This is a genomic window from Niallia sp. FSL K6-0212 (genome assembly GCF_038007605.1).
Classification (GTDB): Bacteria; Bacillota; Bacilli; order Bacillales; family Cytobacillaceae; genus Niallia; species Niallia circulans.
In genome coordinates this window covers 1,366,498-1,388,344 of sequence record NZ_JBBOXL010000001.1, presented here as the reverse complement: position 1 = coordinate 1,388,344, position 21,847 = coordinate 1,366,498, and the positions used below count along the sequence as shown (strand labels likewise).

23 protein-coding genes and 1 other annotated feature are annotated in these 21,847 nt (G+C 38.5%); all 23 genes read right to left on the bottom strand.

Going from position 1 to position 21,847, the window contains the following annotated elements:
* Positions 1-5: 5 nt before the first annotated feature.
* The 23 genes from rpmC to nusG all read right to left on the bottom strand — a co-directional run bounded on the left by rpmC (position 6) and on the right by nusG (position 21,812).
* Positions 6-209, bottom strand: coding sequence for a 50S ribosomal protein L29 (gene rpmC / locus MHH96_RS06435; protein WP_003351417.1), 204 nt, complete (start codon positions 207-209; stop codon positions 6-8).
* A complete protein-coding gene (gene rplP / locus MHH96_RS06430) occupies positions 199-633 on the bottom strand; it encodes a 50S ribosomal protein L16 (protein ID WP_016204565.1) in 435 nt (144 codons plus the stop codon). Before rplP ends, rpmC begins: the two co-directional genes overlap by 11 nt.
* Before the next feature lies 1 nt (position 634).
* Entirely contained in the window at positions 635-1,291 is a 657-nt protein-coding gene (rpsC, locus tag MHH96_RS06425) for a 30S ribosomal protein S3 (RefSeq protein ID WP_047943718.1), read from the bottom strand.
* 3 nt (positions 1,292-1,294) lie between these two features.
* Positions 1,295-1,636 carry a 50S ribosomal protein L22 gene (rplV, locus tag MHH96_RS06420; protein WP_047943717.1) on the bottom strand — a complete coding sequence of 114 codons (342 nt, stop codon included), beginning with the start codon at positions 1,634-1,636 and terminating at the stop codon, positions 1,295-1,297.
* A gap of 18 nt (positions 1,637-1,654) precedes the next feature.
* A complete protein-coding gene (rpsS, locus tag MHH96_RS06415) occupies positions 1,655-1,933 on the bottom strand; it encodes a 30S ribosomal protein S19 (RefSeq protein ID WP_016204562.1) in 279 nt (92 codons plus the stop codon).
* Between the two features lie 60 nt (positions 1,934-1,993).
* Complete coding sequence (gene rplB, locus MHH96_RS06410; protein WP_016204561.1) at positions 1,994-2,824, bottom strand: 50S ribosomal protein L2; 831 nt, start codon at positions 2,822-2,824, stop codon at positions 1,994-1,996.
* Between the two features lie 30 nt (positions 2,825-2,854).
* Positions 2,855-3,139, bottom strand: coding sequence for a 50S ribosomal protein L23 (gene rplW, locus MHH96_RS06405; RefSeq protein ID WP_016204560.1), 285 nt, complete (start codon positions 3,137-3,139; stop codon positions 2,855-2,857).
* Entirely contained in the window at positions 3,139-3,762 is a 624-nt protein-coding gene (rplD, locus tag MHH96_RS06400) for a 50S ribosomal protein L4 (RefSeq protein ID WP_047943716.1), read from the bottom strand. Before rplD ends, rplW begins: the two co-directional genes overlap by 1 nt.
* Before the next feature lie 28 nt (positions 3,763-3,790).
* A complete protein-coding gene (gene rplC / locus MHH96_RS06395) occupies positions 3,791-4,417 on the bottom strand; it encodes a 50S ribosomal protein L3 (protein ID WP_047943715.1) in 627 nt (208 codons plus the stop codon).
* A gap of 39 nt (positions 4,418-4,456) precedes the next feature.
* On the bottom strand, positions 4,457-4,765 hold the full coding sequence (gene rpsJ / locus MHH96_RS06390) for a 30S ribosomal protein S10 (protein WP_009336571.1): 309 nt from the start codon (positions 4,763-4,765) through the stop codon (positions 4,457-4,459).
* 543 nt (positions 4,766-5,308) lie between these two features.
* The gene (gene tuf / locus MHH96_RS06385; RefSeq protein ID WP_047943714.1) at positions 5,309-6,496 is read right to left on the bottom strand and encodes an elongation factor Tu; all 1,188 of its coding nucleotides are present in this window, start codon (positions 6,494-6,496) and stop codon (positions 5,309-5,311) included.
* Between the two features lie 117 nt (positions 6,497-6,613).
* Positions 6,614-8,689 (bottom strand): elongation factor G, encoded by a 2,076-nt coding sequence (fusA, locus tag MHH96_RS06380; protein ID WP_047943713.1) that lies wholly within the window; start codon positions 8,687-8,689, stop codon positions 6,614-6,616.
* A gap of 47 nt (positions 8,690-8,736) precedes the next feature.
* Positions 8,737-9,207 carry a 30S ribosomal protein S7 gene (rpsG, locus tag MHH96_RS06375; protein WP_016204554.1) on the bottom strand — a complete coding sequence of 157 codons (471 nt, stop codon included), beginning with the start codon at positions 9,205-9,207 and terminating at the stop codon, positions 8,737-8,739.
* A 40-nt stretch (positions 9,208-9,247) separates the two neighbouring features.
* Positions 9,248-9,670, bottom strand: a complete 423-nt coding sequence (gene rpsL, locus MHH96_RS06370) for a 30S ribosomal protein S12 (protein WP_047943712.1) — start codon at positions 9,668-9,670, stop codon at positions 9,248-9,250.
* Between the two features lie 100 nt (positions 9,671-9,770).
* Positions 9,771-10,019, bottom strand: a complete 249-nt coding sequence (locus MHH96_RS06365; protein ID WP_047943711.1) for a 50S ribosomal protein L7ae-like protein — start codon at positions 10,017-10,019, stop codon at positions 9,771-9,773.
* A gap of 216 nt (positions 10,020-10,235) precedes the next feature.
* On the bottom strand, positions 10,236-13,835 hold the full coding sequence (rpoC, locus tag MHH96_RS06360; RefSeq protein ID WP_047943710.1) for a DNA-directed RNA polymerase subunit beta': 3,600 nt from the start codon (positions 13,833-13,835) through the stop codon (positions 10,236-10,238).
* Positions 13,836-14,040: 205 nt separating this feature from the next.
* Entirely contained in the window at positions 14,041-17,601 is a 3,561-nt protein-coding gene (gene rpoB, locus MHH96_RS06355; RefSeq protein ID WP_047943709.1) for a DNA-directed RNA polymerase subunit beta, read from the bottom strand.
* Between the two features lie 248 nt (positions 17,602-17,849).
* The gene (locus MHH96_RS06350) at positions 17,850-18,455 is read right to left on the bottom strand and encodes a class I SAM-dependent methyltransferase (protein ID WP_047943708.1); all 606 of its coding nucleotides are present in this window, start codon (positions 18,453-18,455) and stop codon (positions 17,850-17,852) included.
* A 271-nt stretch (positions 18,456-18,726) separates the two neighbouring features.
* Complete coding sequence (gene rplL, locus MHH96_RS06345; protein WP_047943707.1) at positions 18,727-19,086, bottom strand: 50S ribosomal protein L7/L12; 360 nt, start codon at positions 19,084-19,086, stop codon at positions 18,727-18,729.
* A 54-nt stretch (positions 19,087-19,140) separates the two neighbouring features.
* On the bottom strand, positions 19,141-19,641 hold the full coding sequence (rplJ, locus tag MHH96_RS06340; RefSeq protein WP_047943706.1) for a 50S ribosomal protein L10: 501 nt from the start codon (positions 19,639-19,641) through the stop codon (positions 19,141-19,143).
* Between the two features lie 32 nt (positions 19,642-19,673).
* Positions 19,674-19,825 (bottom strand) — a sequence feature (ribosomal protein L10 leader region).
* A gap of 56 nt (positions 19,826-19,881) precedes the next feature.
* Positions 19,882-20,571 (bottom strand): 50S ribosomal protein L1, encoded by a 690-nt coding sequence (gene rplA / locus MHH96_RS06335; protein ID WP_047943705.1) that lies wholly within the window; start codon positions 20,569-20,571, stop codon positions 19,882-19,884.
* A gap of 114 nt (positions 20,572-20,685) precedes the next feature.
* Positions 20,686-21,111, bottom strand: coding sequence for a 50S ribosomal protein L11 (gene rplK / locus MHH96_RS06330; RefSeq protein WP_031537888.1), 426 nt, complete (start codon positions 21,109-21,111; stop codon positions 20,686-20,688).
* 167 nt (positions 21,112-21,278) lie between these two features.
* Positions 21,279-21,812 (bottom strand): transcription termination/antitermination protein NusG, encoded by a 534-nt coding sequence (gene nusG, locus MHH96_RS06325; protein ID WP_016204544.1) that lies wholly within the window; start codon positions 21,810-21,812, stop codon positions 21,279-21,281.
* Between the last annotated feature and the right edge of the window lie 35 nt (positions 21,813-21,847).

Sequence of the window (21,847 nt, the reverse complement as noted above, 5' to 3'; positions counted from 1 at the left end):
TCAACTTATCGATTATTGACGCCGATTTCTCTCTCACGAATGACAGTTTTCATTCGAGCGATCGCTTTGCGTACTTCACGAATGCGAGCTGTATTTTCAAGTTGTCCAGTCGCTAATTGAAAGCGAAGGTTGAAAAGCTCTTCTTTTAAGGATTTAACTTTTTGTTCAATTTCAGCAGTGGTAAGGTCACGAATTTCATTAGCTTTCATTAGTTTCACCACCAATTTCTTCACGTTTTACAAACTTACATTTAACAGGAAGTTTGTGCGCTGCAAGACGAAGAGCTTCACGAGCGATCTCTTCAGATACACCAGCTACTTCGAACATAATTTTTCCAGGCTTAACTACTGCTACCCAACCTTCAGGAGCACCCTTACCGGAACCCATTCGGACTTCAAGAGGCTTAGCAGTGTAAGGCTTATGAGGGAAAATTTTAATCCAAACTTTACCGCCACGTTTCATGTAACGTGTCATTGCAATACGAGCAGACTCGATTTGACGGTTTGTAATCCAAGAAGCTTCTAAAGATTGTAAACCGTATTCACCGAATGCAACTTCTGTACCACCTTTTGCTTGACCACGCATTTTACCACGATGAACACGACGATATTTTACACGTTTAGGTAGTAACATATTATTTGCCTCCTTCCTCAGTTTTCTTCTTCGTTGGAAGGATCTCTCCACGATAGATCCAAACTTTTACACCTAATTTACCATAAGTTGTATCAGCTTCAGCAGTTGCATAGTCGATATCTGCGCGTAGAGTGTGCAATGGAACAGTTCCTTCGCTATAAGACTCTGAACGTGCAATATCTGCGCCGCCTAGACGACCTGATACCATTGTTTTGATACCTTTAGCACCAGCACGCATTGAACGTTGGATTGCTTGTTTTTGAGCACGGCGGAAAGATACACGGTTTTCTAATTGACGAGCAATGTTCTCAGCAACTAGTTTTGCATCCATATCTGCTCTTTTAATTTCTAAAATATTGATGTGTACACGTTTGCCAGTAAGTGAGTTAAGAGCTTTACGTAAAGCTTCAACTTCTGTACCACCTTTACCAATAACCATACCTGGTTTAGCAGTGTGGATAGTAACATTTAAGCGGTTAGCAGCACGCTCGATTTCTACTTTAGAAACAGAAGCATCACTTAGGCGTTTTGTAATATACTCACGTACCTTTAGGTCTTCGTGTAAAAGATCAGCATAATCTTTACCTGCGAACCATTTAGATTCCCAGTCACGAATGATCCCAACACGTAAACCGACTGGATTTACTTTTTGACCCACTAATTACCCCTCCTTCTTTTCTGATACAACGATAGTGATGTGGCTAGTACGTTTGTTGATTTGACTTGCACGACCTTGTGCACGTGGACGGAATCTCTTTAGAGTTGGTCCTTCATTAACGTATGCTTGCTCAACCACTAGGTTATTAATATCCATTTCGTAGTTATGCTCTGCGTTAGCAATAGCAGATTTTAAAACTTTCTCTACGATTGGAGAAGCTGCTTTTGGAGTTAACTTCAAAATAGCTACCGCTTCACCAACTTGCTTTCCTCGAATTAAATCTACGACTAAACGAGCTTTACGAGGAGCAATACGAACTGTATTTGCAACAGCTTTTGCTTGCATTAGAATGCCCTCCTCTCATTAACGTCTTGTTTTCTTATCGTCACTTGCATGACCTTTGTAAGTACGAGTTGGAGCAAATTCTCCAAGTTTGTGACCTACCATGTCTTCAGTAACATAAACTGGAACATGTTTACGACCATCATAAACAGCGATTGTTTGACCGATGAATTGTGGGAAGATCGTAGAACGACGAGACCAAGTTTTCACAACTTGCTTCTTATCACTATCACTTAATTTTTCGATCTTTGTTAGTAAATGATCATCAACAAAAGGTCCTTTTTTTAAGCTGCGACCCATAATGGAACCTCCCTTCGTGATTGTTCTACGGTTCTATCATTGAACCGTAGTTCAACCCCGTTATTTTTTACGGCTACGTACAATAAATTTATCAGATTTATTTTTCTTGCTACGCGTTTTGTAACCAAGTGTTGGTTTACCCCATGGAGACATTGGTGATTTACGTCCGATTGGAGCGCGTCCTTCACCACCACCGTGTGGATGGTCATTAGGGTTCATTACAGATCCACGTACAGTTGGGCGTTTACCTAACCAACGATTACGACCTGCTTTACCAATGTTGATTAATTCGTGTTGTTCATTACCAACTTGACCGATTGATGCACGGCAAGTAGCAAGAATTAAACGAACTTCACCAGAATTTAAACGTACAAGTACGTATTTTCCTTCTTTACCAAGCACTTGAGCGCTTGTTCCAGCAGAGCGAACTAATTGTCCACCTTTACCTGGTTTTAACTCGATGTTGTGGATTACTGTACCAACTGGAATGTTAGCAAGTGGTAATGCATTACCTGGCTTGATATCAGCCTCAGGTCCTGACATAACTTCTAATCCAACTTCTAAATTTTTCGGTGCAAGAATGTAGCGTTTTTCACCGTCTACATAATTGATTAACGCGATATTAGCAGATCTGTTTGGATCGTACTCAATTGTAGCAACGCGTCCTGGAATGCCATCTTTGTCACGTTTAAAATCGATTACACGATATTGACGCTTATGACCTCCACCTTGATGACGAACAGTTAACTTACCTTGGTTATTACGGCCGCCTTTTCTGTGTAAAGGAGCAAGTAATGACTTTTCAGGAGTACTTGTAGTGATTTCACTAAAGTCTGAAGATGTCATATTACGTCGACCATTGGAGGTAGGTTTATATTTTTTAATCGCCATTTGTGTTCCCTCCTCTTCTAAATATTATTATTAAGCTTCAAAGAATTCGATTTCTTTGCTGTCAGCTGTTAATTTAACAATTGCCTTACGACGTTTGTTTGTGTATCCACCAAAACGTCCCATACGCTTGAATTTACCTTTGTAGTTCATGATGTTAACTTTTTCAACTTTAACGCCAAAGATTTCTTCAACAGCATCTTTAACTTGAGTTTTATTAGCTCTTACATCAACTTCAAACGTGTATTTTTTATCAACCATTAAATCAGTAGAACGTTCAGTGATAACGGGGCGCTTAATCGTATCGCGTGCATCCATTATGCAAGCACCTCCTCTACTTTTTCAACCGCTGCTTTTGTCATGATTAATTTATCATGGTTTAAAACATCTAATACTGTAATTCCAGAAGCAGTAACAACTGTTACCCCCGGGATGTTACGAGCAGATAATGCTACGTTTTCATCAAGGTCAGCTGTAACGATTAATGCTTTCTTTTCTACAGAAAGATTACCTAATACGGCTTTGAAATCTTTAGTTTTAGGTGCCTCAAAAGCAAGGCTTTGTAATACTAAAATATTTTCTTCTAATACTTTAGTAGATAATGCAGACTTAATTGCTAATCTACGAACTTTTTTAGGTAATTTATAGCTGTAGCTACGCGGTACCGGTCCAAATACCGTACCACCACCACGCCATTGTGGAGATCTGATAGATCCTTGACGTGCACGTCCTGTACCTTTTTGGCGCCATGGCTTACGTCCACCACCAGCAACCTCAGAACGAATTTTAGTTTTATGAGTTCCTTGACGTAAAGAAGCTCTTTGCATAACAACTGCTTCAAATAAAACACTTTTGTTAGGCTCGATACCAAATACTGATTCATTTAATTCGATATCTCCAGCTTGCTTACCGTCTTGGTTGAATAATGCAACTTTAGGCATTCTTATTTCCTCCTTTCCAGATTAATAATTATGCTTTAACAGCAGTTTTAATTTTTAATAAAGCTTTTCTAGCTCCAGGTACATTACCTTTGATTAATAGTAGATTGCGCTCTGCATCCACTTTAACAATTTCTAAGTTTTGAACAGTAATCTGTTCTCCACCCATACGTCCTGGTAATGCTTTACCTTTGAATACACGGTTTGGCGCTACAGGTCCCATTGAACCTGGACGACGATGGTAACGAGAACCGTGAGCCATTGGTCCGCGAGATTGTCCATGGCGCTTGATTGAACCTTGGAAACCTTTCCCTTTAGAGATACCTGTTACATCCACTATATCGCCTTCAGCGAAAATACTTACATTGACTTCTTGACCAACCTCATACTCTTCCACGCTAACATCTCTAAATTCACGAACGAAGCGCTTAGGAGCAGTACTTGCTTTAGCAACATGTCCTTGTTCAGGTTTGTTAGCTAACTTTTCACGTTTGTTTTCAAAACCGATTTGTACTGCTGCATAGCCATCAGCTTCAACAGTTTTCTTTTGAAGAACAACGTTTTCAGCAGCTTCCACTACTGTTACAGGGATAAGATTGCCGTTATCAGCGAATACTTGAGTCATACCTATTTTTCTTCCTAAGATTCCTTTGGTCATTTAAGTCACACCTCCTGATTGTTTAAATGTTTATTTCAATTATAATTTAATTTCGATATCTACACCTGACGGTAAATCCAGACGCATTAGTGAATCAACTGTTTGTGGAGTTGGGTTCACGATGTCGATTAGACGTTTATGCGTACGCATTTCAAACTGTTCACGAGAATCTTTATATTTATGAACCGCACGTAGGATTGTGTATATAGACTTCTCTGTTGGTAACGGAATCGGTCCAGATACAGCAGCACCAGAACGTTTTGCAGTTTCAACGATTTTCTCAGCTGATTGATCTAAAATTCTATGATCATACGCTTTTAAACGAATACGAATTTTTTGTTTTGCCATTATTTTCCCTCCTTTTCGCCTATTTTAGAATAGACATTCTCCGCAGGAATTTCCCACACACTCGCCATGGCAAAGCGGCCGGGTGTGTCAGCAACCTCCCACATCATCGCAAGTCAAAGACCAACATTGTCTATTATACATAAAAACGCCTAGAAAAGCAACAACATTTATTATTTTTCTTTCGTTTTAGTACACTCAGATTATTATACATATTCCATGATCATATTTCAACCCAATGTATAATTGTCAGTCAATTGGTAATGAACCATTTAGATTTAAGAAAACTATTAGTAAGACTTTTATATTCTAACAAAAAGTAGTAAAAGATTATATAGAAAGATTTTGGAAAACCACTTTCTTCTATATTAATAACTCTATCTATTATAGCTAACCTTAATAATTAAACATATTTACTTCGACTAACATTTATCTCTATCTTCAAATATTAAAATTACCATTTACATACCTGTATCAATTTTAATAACAATAGATTTAATTACAAAAAAACAAGCTGACGAATCAGCTTGTTTTTATCAAAGGTTATTATTCAACGATAGTAGCAACTACACCAGCGCCTACTGTACGTCCACCTTCACGAATAGAGAATTTAGTTCCTTCTTCGATAGCGATAGAAGAAATTAATTCAACATCCATTTCAATGTTGTCACCAGGCATAACCATTTCTACGCCTTCAGGTAAGTTACAAATACCAGTTACATCAGTTGTACGGAAGTAGAACTGAGGACGGTAGTTAGTGAAGAATGGAGTGTGACGTCCACCTTCTTCTTTTGATAATACGTAAACTTCAGCTTTGAATTTTACGTGTGGAGTAATTGTACCTGGTTTTGCTAATACTTGACCACGTTGGATTTCTTCACGAGCAACCCCACGAAGAAGTGCACCAATGTTATCTCCAGCTTCAGCATAATCAAGTAATTTACGGAACATTTCAACACCAGTTACAGTAGTTGATTTTTTCTCTTCAGCTAAACCGATGATGTCTACAACGTCACCAACTTTAACTTGTCCACGCTCAACACGACCAGTTGCAACTGTACCACGACCAGTAATTGAGAATACATCCTCAACTGGCATCATGAATGGTTTGTCAGTGTCACGAGTTGGAGTTGGGATATATTCATCAACTGCAGCCATAAGCTCAGTGATTTTTTCTTCCCAAGCAGCATCTCCTTCAAGAGCTTTAAGAGCAGAACCTTTAATTACAGGAATATCATCACCAGGGAATTCATATTCTGATAATAGGTCGCGTACTTCCATTTCTACTAATTCTAATAGTTCTTCGTCATCAACCATATCACATTTGTTTAAGAATACTACTAAGTGAGGTACACCAACTTGACGAGAAAGAAGGATGTGCTCACGAGTTTGTGGCATTGGACCATCAGTAGCAGATACTACTAAGATACCGCCATCCATTTGAGCAGCACCAGTGATCATGTTTTTAACATAGTCAGCATGTCCTGGGCAGTCAACGTGTGCATAGTGACGAGTAGCAGTTTCGTACTCAACGTGTGCAGTAGAGATTGTGATTCCACGCTCACGCTCTTCTGGAGCAGCGTCGATTTGATCATAACCGCGAGCTTCACCGCCACCAACTTTAGAAAGTACAGTTGTGATAGCAGCTGTTAATGTAGTTTTACCATGGTCAACGTGACCAATTGTTCCAATATTTACGTGTGGCTTAGAACGATCGTATTTAGCTTTTGCCATTAGGAAAATCCTCCTTTGATTTGTAAAAAATAAGTATTTTTATAGAGCTGTGATTAATGATCACAGCTTTATTGCCTACATAGTAGTTATACTTCATTAAAAAGGTAAAATCAACAATTACCCTTTATTTTTTTTGATGATCTCTTCAGAGATTGATTTTGGTACTTCTTCATAGTGATCAAACACCATTGAGAATACTCCACGACCTTGCGTGCTTGAACGTAATGTCGTAGCATAACCAAACATTTCAGAAAGAGGAACCATCGCACGAACAACTTGTGCGTTACCACGAGCTTCCATACCTTCAACACGTCCACGACGTGAAGTGATATTACCCATGATATCACCCATGTATTCTTCTGGAATGATAACTTCTACCTTCATAACAGGCTCAAGAATTACAGGATTACATTTAGATGCTGCATTTTTCAATGCCATTGAAGCAGCGATTTTGAACGCCATTTCAGATGAGTCAACATCATGGTATGATCCATCAAATAATTTAGCTTTGATGTCTACCATTGGATAACCAGCAAGCACTCCTCTTTGTAACGCATCTTCTAAACCAGCTTGAACTGGAGCGATGTATTCACGTGGAACAACACCACCGACGATAGCATTTTCAAATTCGAATCCTTTACCTTCTTCATTTGGTGAGAACTCAATCCAAACGTGTCCATATTGTCCACGTCCACCAGATTGACGTGTGAATTTCCCTTCAACTGCTGCAGAAGAACGGAATGTTTCACGGTAAGCAACCTGAGGAGCACCAACATTAGCTTCAACTTTGAATTCACGACGCATACGATCTACAAGAATATCTAAGTGAAGTTCACCCATACCAGCGATGATAACTTGACCAGTCTCCTGGTTAGTATGCGCACGGAACGTTGGATCTTCTTCTTGTAATTTTTGTAGTGCAGTTGTCATTTTATCTTGGTCAGCTTTTGATTTAGGTTCAATAGACAATTCGATAACCGGCTCTGGGAATTCCATTGATTCTAAGATTACTAAATCCTTTTCATCACATAGAGTATCTCCAGTAGTAGTATCTTTTAAACCTACAGCCGCTGCGATATCACCAGCATATACTTCTGTAATCTCTTGACGGCTGTTTGCGTGCATTTGCAGAATACGTCCTACGCGCTCACGCTTACCTTTTGTAGAGTTTTGTACATATGAACCAGAGCTCAATGTACCAGAGTATACACGGAAGAATGTCAGTTTACCAACGAATGGATCTGTCATTACTTTGAACGCAAGAGCAGCGAATGGCTCATCATCACTTGAGTGCTTTTCGATTACTTCATCTGAATCAGGAGCAGTACCTTTAATTGCAGGTACGTCTAATGGAGATGGTAAGTACTCAATAACAGCATCAAGCATTTTTTGTACACCTTTGTTTTTGAAAGCTGAACCACAGATTACTGGGTAGAATTCAACGTTAACTGTACCTTTACGGATAGCAGCTTTTAATTCATCAGTAGTGATTTCCTCACCACCAAGATATTTTTCCATTAACTCTTCATCAAGTTCAGCTACAGCCTCAACCAATTTCTCATGGTATTCTTCTGCTAACTCTCTGTAGTCTTCTGGAATTTCACGTTCTTGAATATCTGTTCCTAGGTCATTTCCGTAGAAAGTTGCTTTCATTTCAACTAAGTCAATGATACCTTCGAATTGATCTTCAGCACCAATTGGTAGTTGAATTGCATGAGCGTTTGCTTGTAAACGTTCATGTAAAGTTTTTAATGAATAAAGGAAGTCTGCACCGATTTTATCCATTTTGTTTACGAATACTACACGAGGTACACCATATGTTGTAGCTTGACGCCAAACTGTTTCTGTTTGTGGTTCAACACCAGATTGTGCATCAAGTACTGCAACAGCACCATCAAGTACGCGTAGGGAACGTTCAACTTCAACAGTGAAGTCTACGTGTCCTGGAGTATCGATGATGTTTACACGGTTACCTTTCCATTGTGCAGTTGTTGCTGCTGATGTGATGGTAATTCCACGCTCTTGTTCTTGCTCCATCCAGTCCATTTGAGATGCACCTTCGTGAGTTTCACCAATTTTGTGGATACGACCAGTGTAGTAAAGTACACGCTCAGTTGTAGTCGTTTTACCAGCATCAATATGTGCCATGATACCAATATTACGAGTGTTTTCTAAGGAGAACTCTCTTGCCATTTGGTCTTTCTCCTTTCATAATGAAAGTATTTTTGTAAATTATAATATTACCAACGGTAGTGAGCAAACGCTTTGTTCGCTTCTGCCATTTTGTGTGTATCTTCACGTTTCTTAACTGATGCACCAGTGTTGTTAGCTGCATCTAAGATTTCGTTAGCTAATCTCTCTTCCATTGTTTTCTCTCCGCGAAGACGAGCATAGTTAACTAACCAGCGAAGACCTAAAGTAGTACGTCTTTCAGGACGAACCTCCACTGGAACTTGATAGTTAGAACCACCAACACGGCGTGCTCTTACTTCAAGAACTGGCATGATATTCTTTAATGCTTGATCAAATACTTCAATCGCTTCTTTTCCAGAACGCTCAGCAACGATTTCGAATGCTGAATATAGGATAGCTTGCGATTTCCCTCTTTTACCATCAATCATCATTTTGTTGATTAAACGAGATACAAGCTTTGAATTGTAAATCGGATCTGGTAATACGTCTCTTTTTGCTACAGGACCTTTACGTGGCATTTGATTTCCTCCTTTCAATTATGCTATAAATTCTATTTTATTATTTTTTTGCTGCTTTTGGTTTTTTAGTACCGTATTTAGAACGACCTTGCATACGGTTGTTAACTCCAGCAGTATCAAGCGCACCGCGTACGATATGATAACGTACCCCCGGTAAGTCTTTTACACGTCCTCCACGGATTAGTACAACACTATGTTCTTGTAGGTTGTGACCAATACCAGGAATGTATGCTGTTACTTCGATACCGTTTGTTAAACGAACACGTGCATATTTACGTAATGCAGAGTTTGGTTTTTTCGGTGTCATTGTACCAACACGAGTACATACCCCACGTTTTTGAGGTGAAGATACGTTTGTTTGTGCTTTTTTGAAACTGTTATAACCTTTGTTTAACGCAGGAGACTTCGACTTCTCTTCAGTAGATTGACGAGGCTTGCGCACTAATTGGTTAATTGTTGGCATTTCTTTTTCCTCCCTTCCTTTATGTTTGAAGCCCACACATCCAGGTGGTTCATATTAGGGCAAAAACAAAGTTCTCATGGTTAATTCCATAAAAACAGTTTTAAATAATTATGGCAACAGTTGCTGCGCCTACTTCTATTCCGCATGATTCGCCAAGCTTCTTCATGGATTCAACAAGTATAATAGGAATATTCACTTCTTCAGCTACCTCAGATACCTTTCTAATGATCATCGGATCGGCATCCTCTGCAACGATAACCTCAGTTGCAATCCCTTTTTTTAACGCTTTTACTGTTTGCTTTGTTCCTACTACTATTTTACTTGCCTGTCGTACTTTTTCATAAGACATTTTTATATCCTCCAAAGCAACAGGTGAATAGGAGCACCTTTGATATAGTATCATCTATAAAATTAGATGTCAATTATTTTCCTAAAAAACTTTCCTTTAATACCTAGATCTGTTTATCAAAGCTATGGATGTTGACCTATCTATTAATTCATAAATGATAGATAGGTCAACATAATAACCATATGACTTTTTAGGAAAGATTCTAATTTATCGCTATTACTCTACAGTAACAGACTCTTCTGTCAGTTCTTCTGCAGTAATAGGTTCAGCATGACGATATCTTGGCATACCAGTACCAGCAGGAACTAATTTACCAATAATTACATTCTCTTTCAATCCTAGTAATTCATCGCGTTTACCTTTAATCGCAGCATCTGTCAGAACTCTTGTAGTTTCTTGGAAAGATGCAGCTGATAAGAATGAATCTGTTTCCAAAGATGCTTTTGTGATACCAAGTAATACCGGTCTTCCTGTTGCAGGAAGTTTTCCTTCTCTTAAAGCTTTTGCGTTTGCATCAGTGAATTGGTGAATATCTAATAGAGTACCTGGTAATACATCTGTCTCACCAGCGTCTACTACTCTGATTTTGCGAAGCATTTGGCGAACCATTACTTCTACGTGTTTATCACCAATTTCTACCCCTTGCATACGATAAACCTTTTGTACTTCACGAAGTAGATATTCTTGTACTGCTGTAACGTTTTTCACTTTAATTAATTCTTTCGGATCAATAGAACCTTCTGTTAATTCCTGCCCTTGCTCTACTACATCATCAACTTTTACTTTAAGCCTTGCTGTATAAGGAGCAGTATATGTTCTAGTTTCTAATTCACCTTGAACAACAATCTCATGTTGACGGTCTCTGCCTTCGTTGATACCAACAACAACCCCTGCCATTTCCGTAATAACCGCTTGCCCTTTTGGATTACGAGCTTCGAATATTTCTTGGATACGAGGTAAACCTTGTGTGATATCGTCTCCAGCAACCCCACCAGTATGGAATGTACGCATTGTTAACTGTGTACCCGGTTCCCCGATAGATTGTGCTGCAATAATACCAACAGCTTCTCCTACTTCCACTTCTTGACCAGTTGCTAGGTTGCGACCATAACATTTTTTACATACACCATGACGAGTATTACATGTAAACGCAGAACGGATCCATACTTCTTCGATATTAGCTTCAACAATTTCTACTGCTAAATCTTCTGTAATAAGTCCATTTTCTGGAACAATAACTTCATTCGTTTCTGGGTGTTTAATTGATCTTCTTGCATATCTTCCGATTAAACGCTCATCTAGTGATTCGATAATTTCTGTACCTTCTTTAAGCGCAGAAACTAATAATCCTCTGTCCGTACCACAATCATCCTCACGAACAATGACATCCTGTGCTACGTCAACAAGACGACGAGTTAAGTAACCAGAGTCTGCTGTTTTCAGTGCTGTATCGGCAAGACCTTTACGCGCACCATGTGTAGAGATAAAGTACTCTAATACAGTTAAACCTTCACGGAAACTTGAGATAATCGGTAATTCGATGATTCTACCAGCCGGGTTGGCCATCAAACCACGCATACCAGCAAGCTGTGTGAAGTTAGATGCATTACCACGGGCTCCAGAGTCACTCATCATAAAGATTGGATTACGTTTATCTAAAGATTTCATCAGTTTTGCCTGGATAGTATCTTTTGCAGCACTCCAGATAGAAATAACGCGATCATAGCGCTCTTCTTCTGTGATTAATCCACGTCTAAACTGTTTCATTACATTATCTACTTTACTTTGTGCTTCTTCGATAATTTCTTGTTTTTCGCCTAATACTACAATGTCAGCTACACCAACAGTAATACCAGCTTTAGTAGAATGCTTAAATCCTAAGTCTTTCATTCTGTCCAACATCTTAGAAGTTTCCGTTATCTTGAAACGTTTAAATACTTCAGCAATTATATTACCTAAAATTTTCTTTTTGAACGGTTCGATAATTGGCAGCTCCCTAATTGCGGCAGGTACATCTACACCTGGCTCAACAAAGTATCTTTCAGGAGTTTTTTCTTCTAAGTTTGTTTTCGTTGGTTCGTTAATGTACGGGAAAGATTTTGGTAAAATTTCATTGAACACTAACTTACCTACTGTTGTTAATAACAATTGTTTATTCTGTTCTTCTGTAAATGTTTCGTTATTTAAAGAACTAGCACGTACTGCCACACGAGTGTGTAGATGCACGTAACCATTTTGATAAGCTAATAAAGCCTCATTTGTATCATTGAAGATCATACCTTCTCCAACTGCACCCTCACGCTCTAATGTTAGGTAGTAGTTTCCTAATACCATATCTTGTGAAGGAGTAACAACTGGCTTACCATCTTTAGGGTTCAAGATGTTTTGAGCCGCAAGCATAAGTAAACGAGCTTCTGCTTGTGCTTCAGATGATAATGGAACGTGAACCGCCATTTGGTCTCCGTCAAAGTCCGCGTTGTAAGCTGTACATACTAACGGATGAAGACGAATTGCACGGCCTTCTACTAGTGTTGGTTCAAATGCTTGAATACCTAATCTGTGTAAAGTCGGTGCACGGTTAAGTAAAACAGGGTGCTCCTTAATAACTTCTTCCAGCACATCCCAAACTTCCGGTTGAAGTCTTTCGATTTTTCTTTTCGCAGATTTGATATTGTGAGCAATACCCTTTTCTACTAACTCTTTCATTACGAAAGGCTTAAATAATTCAATCGCCATTTCTCTAGGCAGACCACATTGATACATCTTTAAGTTCGGACCTACAACAATAACAGAACGCCCAGAGTAATCAACACGTTTTCCTAATAAGTTTTGACGGAAACGCCCTTGTTTACCTTTAAGCATATGTGACAATGATTTAAGTGGTCTATTACCAGGACCAGTTACCGGTCGTCCACGACGGCCATTATCAATCAACGCATCTACAGCTTCTTGGAGCATACGTTTTTCGTTTTGCACGATAATGCTTGGTGCACCTAAGTCTAATAATCTTTTCAGACGATTATTACGGTTAATAACACGGCGGTATAAATCATTTAGGTCAGAAGTCGCAAAGCGGCCACCATCTAATTGAACCATCGGGCGCAATTCTGGAGGAATCACTGGAAGTACGTCAAGAATCATCCAAGAAGGCTCATTCCCAGAACCACGGAACGCTTCTAATACTTCTAGTCTTTTAATCGCACGAGTTCTTCTTTGCCCTTGTGCCGTTTTTAATTCTTCCTTTAAAGCATCTACTTCTTTATTTAAATCAATATCTGATAATAACTTCTTAATAGATTCAGCACCCATTGAAGCTTGGAACTTCACACCGTATTTATCACGGTATGCTCTATACTCTTTCTCTGAAAGAAGTTGTTTCTTCTCAAGAGCAGTGTCACCTGGATCTGTTACAACATAAGAAGCAAAGTAAATAACTTCTTCCAGTGCACGTGGAGACATATCTAACACTAGACCCATACGGCTTGGGATTCCTTTGAAATACCAAATATGTGATACTGGAGCCGCTAATTCAATGTGTCCCATACGTTCACGACGAACCTTTGCACGGGTAACTTCTACTCCACAACGGTCACAGACTACTCCTTTGTATCTAACACGCTTGTATTTACCACAGTGACATTCCCAGTCTTTTGTAGGACCAAAAATACGCTCACAGAACAAGCCATCTTTTTCCGGTTTTAAAGTACGATAGTTAATTGTTTCTGGCTTTTTAACTTCACCAAATGACCATGAACGGATTTTATCTGGCGAAGCTAGGCCTATTTTCATATATTCAAAATTATTAACATCCAACAAGGGTCCTACCTCCCTTTCGATCTTCAGGCTTTTGCCTTACTTAAAAACTTCTAAAAACTTATATAATCAAAGACAGGCCGTCACAAAAGGGTCTGACTTCACTTGAATAATCTATTTTAAAAGATATAAAAGGATCTTCTATTTAGATGTCTTCGCAGTGGAGTCTGACCCTTTCGTTTTTAGACAGGCCATGTTCATTACTTTATTATTCTTGCATGCCTACCTTTTCTGACTCAGGCTCTTGTGTTTCGGAAACAATTGTCAGAGATTCAGCTTGATGAATATCATCATCATCGTCTGTGTCTCTCATTTCAATTTCTTCTTCCGTGCTAGATAAGATTTTTACATCTAACCCTAAACTTTGCAACTCTTTCATTAATACGCGGAATGATTCAGGAACTCCAGGTTCTGGAACGTTTTCTCCTTTAACAATAGCTTCATATGTTTTCACACGACCAACAACGTCATCTGATTTAACAGTAAGAATTTCTTGTAAAGTATAAGCAGCTCCATAAGCCTCAAGCGCCCAAACCTCCATCTCTCCAAAACGCTGACCACCGAATTGAGCTTTTCCTCCTAGTGGTTGTTGCGTTACTAAAGAATATGGTCCTGTTGAACGAGCATGTAGCTTATCATCAACCATATGAGCAAGTTTGATCATATACATAACTCCAACGGATACACGGTTATCAAAAGGTTCACCTGAACGTCCGTCATATAGTACTGTTTTCGCATCTTGCGCCATTCCGGCTTCTCTAATTGTTTCCCATACATCTTCCTCACGAGCACCATCGAATACTGGAGATGCAACATGGATATTTAAGCTTCTTGCAGCCATTCCAAGATGCAATTCTAACACCTGACCGATATTCATACGTGATGGTACACCTAGTGGATTTAACATGATATCAACTGGTGTTCCGTCTGGTAAGTATGGCATATCTTCTTCAGGTAGAATTCGGGAGATAACCCCTTTATTACCGTGACGACCTGCCATCTTATCGCCTTCATGGATTTTACGTTTTTGAACAATATATACACGTACTAATTGGTTAACACCTGGTGGTAATTCGTCTCCATCTTCTCTATTGAAGACTTTAACATCGTGGACGATACCGCCGCCGCCATGTGGAACACGTAAACTTGTATCACGTACTTCACGTGCTTTTTCACCAAAGATAGCATGTAATAATCGTTCTTCTGCTGTTAATTCAGTTACCCCTTTAGGTGTAACTTTACCAACAAGCAAGTCACCATCTTTTACTTCAGCACCGATGCGAATAATTCCGCGATCATCTAAGTTGCGTAAAGCATCTTCTCCGACATTCGGAATATCACGCGTAATTTCTTCCGGTCCTAATTTTGTATCACGAGATTCTGATTCATATTCTTCAATATGAATAGAAGTATAAACATCATCTTTTACCAAGCGTTCGCTCATGATAATAGCATCCTCGTAGTTGTATCCGTCCCATGTCATAAAGGCAACTAATACGTTACGTCCAAGGGCTAATTCACCAAGTTCCATAGAAGGACCATCTGCTAAAACCTCGCCTTTTGTTACTTTATCACCTACAGCAACAATCGGGCGTTGATTATAACAAGTACCTTGGTTTGAACGAACAAACTTAAGCATTTTATATTTATCAAGATTTCCTTTTACTTCTTGACCATCTACTTCAGAAATACGTCTAACCCACACTTCACGTGCTTCTACATGTTCAACAATACCAGGATGCTTACAGATAACAGCTGCACCTGAGTCTTTTCCTGAAACATATTCCATTCCAGTTCCTACTCTTGGAGCTTCCGGCTGCATTAAAGGTACTGCTTGACGCTGCATGTTCGCACCCATTAAGGCACGGTTAGAGTCATCATTTTCTAAGAATGGGATACACGCTGTCGCAGCAGATACAACCTGCTTTGGAGATACGTCCATATAGTCTACACGATCACGCTTAACAACAACGTTCTCATCACGGAAACGTGCTACAACATCTTCATCTAAGAAGGAACCATCTTCACCTAAACGAGCGTTCGCTTGGGCAACAACATAGTTATCTTGTTCATCAGCTGTTAAATAATCTATTCGCGACGATACTTTACCTGTCTCAGGATCAACACGTCTGTACGGTGTTTCGATAAATCCGAAACGATTTACTTTTGCATAAGAAGATAAGGAGTTAATCAAACCAATGTTTGGCCCCTCAGGTGTTTCAATCGGACACATACGGCCATAGTGAGAATAGTGAACGTCACGAACTTCCATTCCTGCACGCTCTCTTGTTAAACCACCAGGTCCTAATGCAGACAAACGACGTTTGTGTGTTAATTCTGCTAATGGATTTGTTTGGTCCATGAATTGAGAAAGCTGAGAGCTTCCAAAGAATTCTTTGATAGATGCAATAACAGGTCTGATATTAATTAGCTGCTGCGGTGTAATAGTATTCGTGTCTTGAATAGACATTCTTTCGCGAACAACACGCTCCATTCTAGATAAACCAATACGGAATTGGTTTTGCAACAATTCGCCTACAGAACGAAGACGTCTGTTACCTAAATGGTCAATATCATCTGTTAGACCTACTCCATGCAATAAATTAAAGAAATAACTGATAGAAGCAATGATATCTGAAGGAGAGATGTTTTTCACAGCTTCTTCTACATATGCATTACTAATAACATTAATTTCTTTATCCCCTTCATCTAGTGGTGAATATATTTTCACCGATTGTACAACAACATCATCTTCTAATACTCCGCCATATGGGCTCAGCTTTTTAAAGCCGATATTGTTTTCTAGATTAGGAATAATACGGTCAAGCGCACGGCGATCTAAAAGAGTTCCTTTTTCAGCGATAATCTCGCCAGTTTCAGGATCCACTAATGTTTCTGCTAAACGCTGATTAAATAATCTATTTTTAATATGAAGCTTTTTATTAATTTTATAACGACCTACATTCGCAAGATCGTATCTTTTTGGATCGAAAAATCTTGATACCAATAAACTTTTTGCATTTTCCACAGTAGGTGGTTCTCCCGGACGAAGACGCTCATAAATTTCTAATAGCGCTTTGTCTGTTCCTTCTGTGTTATCTTTTTCTAAAGTGTTACGCAAATACTCATTGTCACCAATCAATTCAATAATCTCTTGATCGGAACCAAATCCTAAAGCGCGTAACAGAACAGTAACAGGAAGTTTACGTGTACGATCAATACGTACATATACTACATCCTTTGCATCTGTTTCATACTCTAGCCATGCTCCACGGTTAGGAATTACTGTAGCAGTAAATCCTTTTTTACCGTTCTTATCAAGTTTTCCATTATAATAAACACTTGGAGAACGTACTAATTGAGAAACGATAACCCGTTCCGCACCATTAATAACAAAAGTACCAGTTTCAGTCATAAGCGGGAAATCACCCATGAATACATCTTGGTCTTTTACTTCTCCTGTTTCTTTATTCACAAGACGAACCTTCACACGCAAAGGTGCAGAATATGTAACATCTCGCTCTTTCGATTCTTCCACTGAATACTTAGGATCTCCTAAGCTATAATCAATGAAATCAAGTGATAAATTGCCAGTAAAATCTTCAATAGGTGAAATGTCCTGGAACATTTCTCGCAATCCCTCATCTAAAAACCATTGATAGGAAGAGGTTTGGATTTCAATAAGATTTGGTAATTCTAAAACCTCACTAATTCGTGCGTAGCTTCTCCGCTGGCGGTGTCGTCCATACTGAACAAGTTGACCTGTCAACTGATTCACCCCTCAAATCAAACGTTATAGTACATCTATTAACATCTTATAAAAAAGGATATTAGACCCATTTTTATAAGACAAAAAGAAAAAGGGTTTTCCAATCAAAAAACCACATTTTCATATTTCTAATATTATTCTGTTAGTTTTTCCTTCTTACACCAATTTTATACAGTAACTTAGATAAAATTGCGAGTTTCAGAAAAATATTATATTGGCATTATACAATGCTATCACAACAAAAAGGACTAGTCAATCTTTTTTGCTTGAATTATAAAATAGCCTTTTTTCTTTTCTACTACGTTTACCTCTTTAAAGAATTCTTCTAATTTTGCAATAGCAGAGGGTGCTCCTTGTTTCTTTTGAATCACAACCCATAATTCCCCATTAGGTACTAAGCAGTCATAGCTTTGCTCAAAAATATCATGAACTACTTTCTTCCCCGCTCTTATTGGCGGATTGGTTAAAATAGAGGCAAATTTTTTTCCCTTTACACGAAGAAGTCGATCACTTTCATAAATACGAACATTTTCAACGCCGTTTTGTCTGGCATTTTCTTCTGCTAATTCAATAGCACGTAAATTAACATCAACCATATGGACCATTCTATTTGGGGAAGTCTTCGCAATAGATAAACCTATCGGGCCATATCCACAACCTACATCTAATATATCTCCATCTAAATCAGGCAAGGTATACGTCTCTATCAATAATCTGGATCCAAAGTCCACTTCCTTTTTAGAAAAGACTCCATTATCTGTTTTAAAACGTATTGTATTACCTTTAAGCGTAAAATTCCAGTAATTTGGATCGCTATTTACATTTTGGGTTCGGGAATAATAATGTTCCGTCATACGAACACCTCCTTAGGAGAATTTATTTAAGGAAGACTACTTGAGGATTGACTACAAAACTTAGATTGTAATCAATAAAAAAGCGCAGACGACTTATCCTAAAGCTATCATATACCAACAGTAGCTTATTTAGAGACTCCTTAGAAGATAATTCTCCCAGCAGTTCATATTTCACTTCTAACTTGGTAAATTGCGGCTAACTTTTCTTAAGTCCTTCTCACTTTCAGGAAAAAAAAGCCCGCTAAAATAGCGAGCTTCTTTTTAACTAACATTACTTAACTTCAACGTTAGCTCCAACTTCTTCAAGTTTAGCTTTGATTTCTTCAGCTTCTTCTTTAGAAGCTCCTTCTTTAACTGCTTTTGGAGTGTTGTCAACAAGTTCTTTTGCTTCTTTAAGACCAAGACCTGTGATTTCACGTACAACTTTGATAACTTTGATTTTTTGATCTCCAGCAGATGCAAGAACTACATCAAACTCAGATTTTTCAGCAGCAGCTTCTCCGCCACCTGCAGCTACAGCTACAGGAGCAGCAGCAGTTACTCCAAATTCTTCTTCAATTGCTTTTACTAAATCGTTTAATTCTAAAACAGTCATATTTTTAACTGCTTCTAAGATTTGTTCTTTAGACATTATATGTTTCCTCCTTGTTTTTTGGGGTTTTATGATACGTTTCCGTATAAAAGATTATGCGCCTTGTTCTTCTTTTTGATCTGCAACTGCTTTTGTAGCAAGAGCAAGGTTGCGGATTGGTGCTTGAAGAACGCTGAGTAACATAGAAAGTAAACCTTCGCGTGATGGAAGTTCAGCTAGAGCTTTTACTTCTTCAACTGTTGCTAAGTTCCCTTCGATTACTCCCGCTTTAATTTCTAATGCTTCATGGTTTTTAGCGAAGTCATTTAGAATTTTTGCTGGTGCAACAACATCCTCATTACTGAACGCAATAGCGTTTGGACCAGTTAAGGATTCGTTTAAACCTGCTAATTCAACAGATTCTGCAGCACGGCGAGTTAAAGAGTTTTTGAAAACTTTAAACTCGATTCCTGCATCACGAAGTTGTTTACGAAGTTCAGTTACTTCTGAAACAGTCAAACCACGGTAGTCAACAACGATAGTTGATTTACTTGCTTTGAATTTCTCCGCAATATCAGATACTATTTGTTTCTTTTGTTCGATTACGCTGCTCATCTTTACACCTCCTGTAGAATTTCTACATTCATACCGACAAATAAAATCCTCCATATCTTTCAGACATGGAGGTGTATACAATAGTCGTTCTCACAACTGATCAAATAATCTATCGTATTACCTCGGCAGGAAATTAAGCTAAAAAATTAGCACCTACTGTCTACGGTACAAATGTTATTTATTTTTTCAACAAGATGAAGTATATGCTATCCATCTTATTTTGTCAAATACCAATTTTTATCAAACAGTAGATGGATCTACTTTTACGCCAGGTCCCATTGTTGAAGTAACAGATACGTTCTTCATGTAAGTACCTTTTGCAGCAGCTGGTTTTGCTTTTGACATTGTATCAAAGATAGTTTTGAAGTTCTCAACTAGTTTAGTTTCATCGAAAGAAACTTTACCGATTGGAACATGTACGTTACCAGCTTTGTCTACACGGTATTCTACTTTACCAGCTTTGATTTCGTTAACTGCTTTTGTTACATCAAATGTAACTGTACCAGTTTTAGGGTTTGGCATTAAACCTTTAGGTCCTAATACACGACCAAGTTTACCAACTTCACCCATCATATCTGGAGTTGCAACGATTACGTCAAAATCAAACCAACCTTGTTGGATTTTATTTATATATTCAGCATCGCCTACATAGTCCGCACCTGCTGCTTCTGCTTCTTTTAATTTTTCACCTTTAGCGAAAACTAAAACGCGTTGAGTTTTACCAGTACCGTTTGGAAGAACTACTGCTCCACGGATTTGTTGGTCTGCCTTCTTAGGATCTACTCCTAGACGGAAAGCAACTTCAACTGATGCATCAAATTTTGTAGTGCTAGTTTTTTTCACTAACTCAATTGCTTCTTGAATTGGGTAAGCTTTAGTACGATCAACAAGTTTGATAGCTTCTAAATACTTCTTACCTTTTTTAGCCATAACTATATTTCCTCCTTGAATTGTGGTTTTAGCGGAATTACCTCCCACGAATTAAGGTTGCGACTAAAGATTCACCGTCGTCACAACCTTAATCAACACTAACCATATATAGGTTTAGTCTTCAATAACAATACCCATGCTGCGGGCAGTACCTTCAACCATGCGCATAGCAGATTCAACACTAGCTGCATTTAAATCAGGCATTTTTGTTTCAGCAATCTCGCGTACTTTATCACGCTTAACAGTTGCTACTTTATTACGATTTGGTTCACCAGAACCAGACTCGATACCAGCTGCTTTTTTAAGTAAAACTGCAGCAGGTGGAGTTTTTGTAATAAATGTAAATGAACGGTCTTCGAAAACCGTAATCTCAACAGGAATGATTAAACCAGCTTGTTCAGCTGTACGAGCGTTAAACTCCTTACAGAATCCCATAATATTTACGCCAGCTTGACCCAATGCAGGACCAACTGGTGGTGCCGGATTCGCTTTAGCTGCTGGGATTTGCAATTTAACAACTTTAATTACTTTTTTAGCCACGAGACACACCTCCTTAAAGTCCGTGATGTGGTAATAGGGGTTTCCCCTCCCACTCAACTTATCGTCTTTATATGAAATAAAGAAATTTGACAATATCTTATCTCTTTATGAGATATACTGACCTATGAAATAGTAACACTTTTTCAATACCATTTCAAGTTTTCTAGTTAAAATTTTTCAATTTGTGTAAAATCGAGCTCTACAGGAGTATCTCTACCAAACATATTTACTAGTACTTTAACCTTTGCTTTATCCTTATCAATTTCCTCAACTGTACCAGTGAAATTAGCAAATGGACCTTCATTTACTTTTACTGTTTCTCCTAATTCAAACTCAATTTCAATTCTTTGTTCTTCTACGCCCATTCTTTTCAGAATTACTTGGACTTCTTCTGGTAAAAGCGGCGTTGGTTTTGATCCAGACCCAGCGGAACCAACGAATCCAGTTACACCAGGGGTATTACGTACGACATACCAAGAATCATCGGTCATAACAATTTCTACCAACACATAACCTGGGAATACTTTTCTTTTTACTACTTTTGTTTTACCGTTTCTGATATCTGTTTCTTCTTCTTCAGGTACAACCACGCGAAAAATTTTATCTTGCATCGCCATTGTTTCTACCCGTTTTTCTAAATTAGCTTTCACCTTATTCTCATATCCAGAGTACGTATGCACTACATACCAGTTTTTTTCCATAAAAGAGGACTACTTCGTCCGTCCCTCCCTGCAAC